8 protein-coding genes are annotated in these 5958 nt (G+C 71.4%); 1 reads left to right on the forward strand and 7 read right to left on the reverse strand.

What is annotated here, in order from left to right; translation table 11 throughout:
• The 3 genes from ACRDP3_RS05550 to ACRDP3_RS05560 all read right to left on the reverse strand — a co-directional run.
• A partial coding sequence (locus tag ACRDP3_RS05550) for a GNAT family N-acetyltransferase (RefSeq protein WP_431515686.1) occupies window positions 1-987 on the reverse strand: 987 nt, incomplete at its 3' end.
• A 60-nt stretch (window positions 988-1047) separates the two neighbouring features.
• A complete protein-coding gene (locus ACRDP3_RS05555) occupies window positions 1048-2094 on the reverse strand; it encodes an asparaginase (RefSeq protein WP_431515687.1) in 1047 nt (348 codons plus the stop codon).
• Between the two features lie 41 nt (window positions 2095-2135).
• Window positions 2136-2645, reverse strand: coding sequence for an ABC transporter substrate-binding protein (locus ACRDP3_RS05560; protein WP_431515688.1), 510 nt, complete (start codon window positions 2643-2645; stop codon window positions 2136-2138).
• A gap of 162 nt (window positions 2646-2807) precedes the next feature.
• On the opposite strand from ACRDP3_RS05560, the gene dtd reads away from it, so the two are divergent.
• Window positions 2808-3233, forward strand: coding sequence for a D-aminoacyl-tRNA deacylase (dtd, locus tag ACRDP3_RS05565; RefSeq protein WP_431515689.1), 426 nt, complete (start codon window positions 2808-2810; stop codon window positions 3231-3233).
• 22 nt (window positions 3234-3255) lie between these two features.
• On the opposite strand, the gene ACRDP3_RS05570 is transcribed toward dtd, so the two are convergent.
• The 4 genes from ACRDP3_RS05570 to ACRDP3_RS05585 form a co-directional block, all read right to left on the reverse strand.
• On the reverse strand, window positions 3256-4233 hold the full coding sequence (locus tag ACRDP3_RS05570) for a YgfZ/GcvT domain-containing protein (protein ID WP_431515690.1): 978 nt from the start codon (window positions 4231-4233) through the stop codon (window positions 3256-3258).
• Between the two features lie 9 nt (window positions 4234-4242).
• On the reverse strand, window positions 4243-4680 hold the full coding sequence (locus ACRDP3_RS05575) for a Fur family transcriptional regulator (protein WP_431515691.1): 438 nt from the start codon (window positions 4678-4680) through the stop codon (window positions 4243-4245).
• Window positions 4681-4702: 22 nt separating this feature from the next.
• Complete coding sequence (locus tag ACRDP3_RS05580) at window positions 4703-5281, reverse strand: FABP family protein (RefSeq protein ID WP_431515692.1); 579 nt, start codon at window positions 5279-5281, stop codon at window positions 4703-4705.
• 261 nt (window positions 5282-5542) lie between these two features.
• Window positions 5543-5911 carry a DsrE family protein gene (locus tag ACRDP3_RS05585; RefSeq protein WP_431515693.1) on the reverse strand — a complete coding sequence of 123 codons (369 nt, stop codon included), beginning with the start codon at window positions 5909-5911 and terminating at the stop codon, window positions 5543-5545.
• Between the last annotated feature and the right edge of the window lie 47 nt (window positions 5912-5958).

Raw genomic sequence — 5958 nt, forward strand, 5'->3', positions numbered from 1 at the left:
GCCCGGCACGGCGTAGCGGCGGGCCGTCAGCATGCGCGGCACGTCGAGGGGGCGCAGCCACAGGAAGTCGGCGTGGGTGGTCAGCCGGGCCGCACGGGGGTCTGGCAGCAGCAGCGGGAGGACGTCGTCGGGGGCGCGGTAGCCGGAGCGTACGCGGGCGATCCAGTCGATGGAGAGCACGAACTGCCACAGGGCGCGCTCGGCGGCGGGTGTGCGTGCGGCCAGGAACTCCACCTCGGCGGTGTTCTCCGGTAGCTTGGCCTCCCAGCGGTCCCTCACCCGGTAGGAGACCAGGCCCTGGGGTTCGCCGTCGGCGTCGCGGTGGAGCGCGTGGAAGTACGGGGTGAAGCCGTCGCCGGGGTACCGGTGCTCTCCCAGCATGTGCTCCCACCAGTACCCGGTGCGGTCGATGACGCCCTGCCGGCTGGGCTGTTCGCGGTAGCGCTCGTACAGCTCCGGGCCGCGGCGGCGCACTTCATCGGCGTCGACGAGGTCCACGCGTCCGCCGTCGTCGGGGCCGGAGTGGCGGGGGTCGAGGCCGGCGCGGGCCACCTCTACCTCCCACTCGGCGGTCCAGGTCGCCGGACCGTACCCGTAGCGTCCGTAGATCGGATACTCGGCGGCGATGAGCGTGGAGACGGCGTCGCCGCGCTCCTTGGCGGCGCTGAGGGCGTTGCCCATCATCCGGGTCAGCAGCCCGCGGCGGCGGTGGGTCGGGGCGACGGTGACGTTCGTGACGGCGCAGGAGGGGAGGGCCGCGCCGCCGGGAACGGTGAGCTGCTGCGGTTCCGTGCGGAAGGTGCCCACGCAGCGGTCCCCGTCGTACGCGCCCTGGGTCCGTGCGAGGTCGATGTCCGGGGTGCGGGCCGCCACCTCCTTCGCGGAGACGTCCGGGCCGCGCAGGAAGGAGACGGAGACGGCACGCATCCAGCCGGGCAGCTCGTCGGGGGAGGTCAGGGTTCGGATATCCAGATCGAGGGGCGCCATGCGGGCCACGCTAAACGGGGCGACGCCGGACGTGCACGTGGATAACCGCGCAGCCGCGGCTCAGAACACCGCGCGCACCTCGCCGACCCGTCGGCCGCCGCCGAGCAGCGGCGAGTCGCCGATGCGGGCGAGCACGGGAGAGTCGACGCCGAGCTTCGCGAGCGTACGGGCGAGCACCGGGCCCACGGCACGGTTGCCGCCGTCGTCGATCTTGAAGGCGAGGGACCGGCCGTCGGCGAGGCCGACCGCCTGAACGGACTCCGCGCCCACCTTCGAGACGGTGCCCGGCAGTTCCCGCATCAGCCAGGTGTCGTGGCGGCGCGTGCCCGCGACGTACTCGGGGTGCGCGCGCATGGCGTCGGCGACCCGGCCGGCCGGGGTGTCCGGCCGCGCGAGGGCGATCGTGCGGAAGGCGCGGGCGAGCCCGACGAGCGAGATCGCCATGAGCGGGGCGCCGCAGCCGTCCGTGCCGACGTCGGCGACGCGGTCGCCGGAGAGCTCCTCGAGGGTGGCCGCGATGTGCTGCTGAAGAGGGTGGGAGGGGTCGAGATACGACTCCGGAGACCAGCCGTTGGCGAGGCAGGTGGCGAGCATGGCGGCGTGCTTGCCGGAGCAGTTCATGGCGAGGCGGCTGCGGGCATCGCCGCCGGCGAGGGCGCGCTCCGCCTCCTCTTGGTCGAGGGGGAGCTCGGCCGGGCACTGCAACCGCGACTCGGTCAGGCCGTGTTCGGCGAGCATCGTGCGGACCAGTTCGAGGTGGAAGGGCTCACCGGAGTGGCTGGCCGTCGCCAGCGCGAGGCGTGCGCCCGACAGCTCGAGACCGGCCCGCAGCATGGCCGTGGCCTGCACGGGCTTGCTGGCGGAGCGCGGGAAGAACGGGGCGTACGGGTCACCCAGCGACTGCTCGACGCTGCCGTCGGCGGCCAGCACGACCAGCGAACCGCGGTGCAGGCCCTCGACGAAGCCGGAGCGTACGACCTCGGCGAGCACCGGCGGTATCCCGGCGGGGGCGGAGCCGGGGCCGGCTGCGGTGTCCTCGGCGGGAGCGGCCGCGGGAGCGGCTGCGGGGCCGGGCCGTGGTCCGGCCCCGTGGCTGGTAGCGGGCATCGGAGGCGGGCCTTCCAGATCGGTGACCCCGCCCCGGATGCTCAGGGGAGCAGGTCGTCTACTTGCGCTTCGCCCTCACGGTACCTTCGTGCGATCTCCGTACTGCAACCGTCCGCGGTGCGCTGCAGCGACTGCCTGCGGTGCGAAACCTCCTGCTCGTAGCCGACGAGGCGGCCCATGGCGTGGTGCAGTTCCTCATCCGTACGGGCGGTGAGGTCGCTCAGCTCGACCTCCGCCAGCATCTCTCCGGCCAGCGACCGGTACTCCTCGCCCTGCGGTGTGTTCAACGTCACGTGCCGTGCGGAGGAGCGGTGCCGCGAGGGGCCGTCGGCCAGGATCTCCGGGAGCCGCTCGAGCAGCGGTGAGCCGGGGTCGGTTCGCCGGGCCAGCTCGGCGCGGAGGATGTCGATGCGCCCCTGGAGCAGCCGCCGCACGTAGCTGAGGTCTCCCTCGTCCTGCTGTGCGCGGCGCAGCAGCGTACGCAGCTCGGGCAGCCGCAGCCTGTTCAGGTCGGGCTGTCCGAGGTCGTACGGTGCCCCGGTTGTGCTCATGGATGGTGTCCCCTTCATCCTTTGGTGTCGCGTTGGCGACGAGAGCAGCGGTACGTACCGCGTGTGCGCATCGTGTCACTGTGCGGCCGGCCCGTGCATCGACCTCACACCCATCCGGACCATCCGAACGGATCGCCGAGCGGGACGGCATGATGGGGTGCTATGCGAGCAGTGGTGCAGCGAGTGAACGGCGCGAGCGTCGTCGTGGACGGTTCGACGGTCGGGGAGATCGTCGGCGAGGGCCTGTGCGTGCTGGTCGGGGTCACGCACGACGACACCCCGGCGGCCGCGGACCGGCTCGCACGGAAACTCTGGTCGGTACGGATACTGACCGGCGAGAAGTCCTGCTCCGACGTGGGCGCACCGCTGCTCGTGATCAGCCAGTTCACCCTCTACGGTGACGCGCGCAAGGGACGCCGCCCCACCTGGAACGCCGCCGCGCCGGGTCCGGTCGCCGAACCGCTGGTGGACGAAGTGGTGGCCCGGCTGCGCGCCTTGGGCGCTCAGGTCGCCACGGGCCGGTTCGGCGCGGACATGAAACTCTCGCTGACCAACGACGGCCCGTTCACGGTGCTGCTGGAGGTCTGAACGGCGCGCGCGGCGTGGGCGGTCAGGGCGCCACGATGACTTCCTGGGCCGCCGCCGTCGCGTTCTCGCCGGCGATCAACGCGGCGTCCACCGGCACATTGCGCTTGATCAACGCCAGTGCGATGGGCCCCAGTTCGTGGTGCCGCGCCGAGGTGGTGATGAAGCCCAGCGCGCGTCCGTCCGGCCCGTCGTCGGCCAGCCGGACCGGATCGCCGTGCACCGGAAGGCGTACCTCGCTGCCGTCGAGGTGGAGGAAGACCAGCCGGCGGGGCGGCTTACCGAGGTTGTGGACCCGGGCGACCGTCTCCTGGCCGCGATAGCAGCCCTTGTCCAGATGGACGGCGGCCGCCAGCCAGCCCAACTCGTGCGGGATGGTGCGGTGATCGGTCTCCATGCCGAGGCGGGGCCGGTGGCCCTCGACGCGCAGCGCCTCGTAGGCGAGCAGGCCGACGGCGGGGCCGTGCGCCTCGGCGAAGGAATTCAGCGCGGGGCGCGGGAGGAAGAGGTCACGGCCGTGCGAGGTCTCGCGTACGACGGTGCCGTCGGGGGGCTCGGTGATGGAGCCCGCGGGGAGGTGCACGACCGCGTACTCCTCGGTGCGGTCGGCGGTCTCGACGCGGTAGAAGAACCGCATGCTCTCCAGATAGCCGATCAGCGCGGCCTGGCTGCCGGGCTCGGTGTGCATCCAGACCGTCTCTCCGTCGTCGACGAGGTAGAGCGCCTGCTCGATGTGCCCGTTCGCGGAGAGGATCAGCGACTCCGTGGCGTGGCCCGGGGCGAGATCGCTGACGTGCTGGGTCAGCAGCAGGTGCAGCCAGGTGAGCCGGTCCGCGCCGGAGACGGTGACCACGCCGCGGTGCGACAGGTCGACGAAGCCGGTGCCCGCGGCCAGCGCGCGCTGCTCACGGAAGAGATCACCGTAGTGCGCGGCGACCCCTTCGTCCTGGCCCTCGGCGGCGACGGCGCCGGGCAGCGAGAGGAGGGGGCTGTTGAAGGACATACGAACAGCCTACGACGGCCCGTCGTCACCCTTCGCCGAGCATTTCGCACAGCGGCCGAAGATCGCGAAGTGCTTCATGTCGGTATCGAAACCGAAGGTCTCGCGCAGCTGCTCCGCGAACGGCGCGGCGACCGACAGATCGGCCTCGATCACCTCCGTGCAGTCCCGGCATACCAGGTGCATGTGGTGGTGCCGGTCGGCGAGGTGGTAGGTCGGTGCGCCGTGGCCGAGGTGCGCGTGGGAGACCAGGCCCAGCTCCTCGAGGAGCTCCAGGGTGCGGTAGACCGTGGAGATGTTCACCCCGCCCGCGGTACGCCGTACTTCGGCGAGGATGTCGTCGGGAGTGGAGTGCTCCAGCTTGTCCACCGCCTCCAGCACGAGCTGGCGCTGCGGAGTGAGCCGGTATCCGCGCGCTCGGAGGTCGCTCTGCCAGTCGGTGGTCACCACAACGTCAGTGTAGGACCGCCGCTCACTTGAAGAAGGCGATGCCGTCGTCCGGCAGATCCTTCAGGTCCTTGGCCCACTCGCTCGGGTCGACGACCTTCTTCAGCTGCGCGGACATGTACGGGTGCAGCGGTGCCTGCGGGGTGGCCCGCTCACCGACCCACATCAGATCACTGTTGACGTAGCCGTAGAGGCGCTTGCCGCCGCTGTACTCGTCGGCGGAGGGGGTACGGGCGATGGCGTCGGTGGCGAGGTCGATCTGCGGCTTCTTGTCGGCCAGCTCGCCGTACCAGACCTCGGCGACACCCTGGTCGCGGATCATCACGACCTCCACCTTGCGGTCGGCGTCGATCCGCCAGTAGCCGGTCTCGGTCTCCAGCGGCCGTACCTTCCCGCCGTCGGAGTCGAGCTGCCAAGTGTGCGAGACGTACTCCAGGAAGTCACGGCCGTCGTGCGTGAAGGTGACCTCCTGCCCGAAGTTGCACTTGTCGGTGCCGGGGCCCTCCGCACCGTCGAGTGCGGCGACGCCGGCACCCTGCCAGTTGCCCAGCAGGAAGGCGAGGGGTACCAGGTCCGGGTGCAGGTCGGACGGGATCTCGATCATGGCGGCTCAGACGATCTGTAGGGGGCGGGCGGGCGGGCAGCGGCGCGGCGGTGCGCTCAGCGCTGGCCCTGGTAGAGCTTCTTGATGGTGAGACCGGCGAAGGCCGCGGTGCCGACGCAGACCAGGACCATGAGTGCGGTGAAGAAAGCCTCGAGCACGGCGGTGCGCTCCTTGATCTGGCGAAGTTCGCTGACTGTTCGCTCACTGAGTGCTGATACGCGACCGATTCTAGTCGGCGGTCCGCGGGGGCCGGTACGCGGCTCAGTAGACGAGCGCCTGCACGCCCTCGGCCATGATCTCGCTGACGAAGACCTGGGCGCCCGCGATGCGTACGCCCTCCAGTACGTCCTGCTCCTCGATGCCGCGGCGTGCGGCGCACTGGGTGCACAGGGTGATCCGGCCGCCTGCCTGTACGCCCGCGATCAGATCCGGCAGTGGCGCGGCGTGCGGCAGTTCGAACTCGGCCGCCCTGCCCGGCAGCGCGAACCAGGCCGATTCACCGGTGAGCCAGAGCGAGACCTCCACGCCGCTGGCGGCCGCCACCGCGGCCACCGTGAACGCCTGCGAACAGCGCTCCGGTGCGTCCGTACCCGCCGTCACCTTGATCACGAGCTGCTTGGTCGTCGCCATGGAGCAAGCCTAGGACGGAGCCGCGGCGAGACCGCACAGAGGCGGCA

Source organism: Streptomyces sp., from assembly GCF_050698815.1.
In the GTDB taxonomy this organism is placed as follows: domain Bacteria; phylum Actinomycetota; class Actinomycetes; order Streptomycetales; family Streptomycetaceae; genus Streptomyces.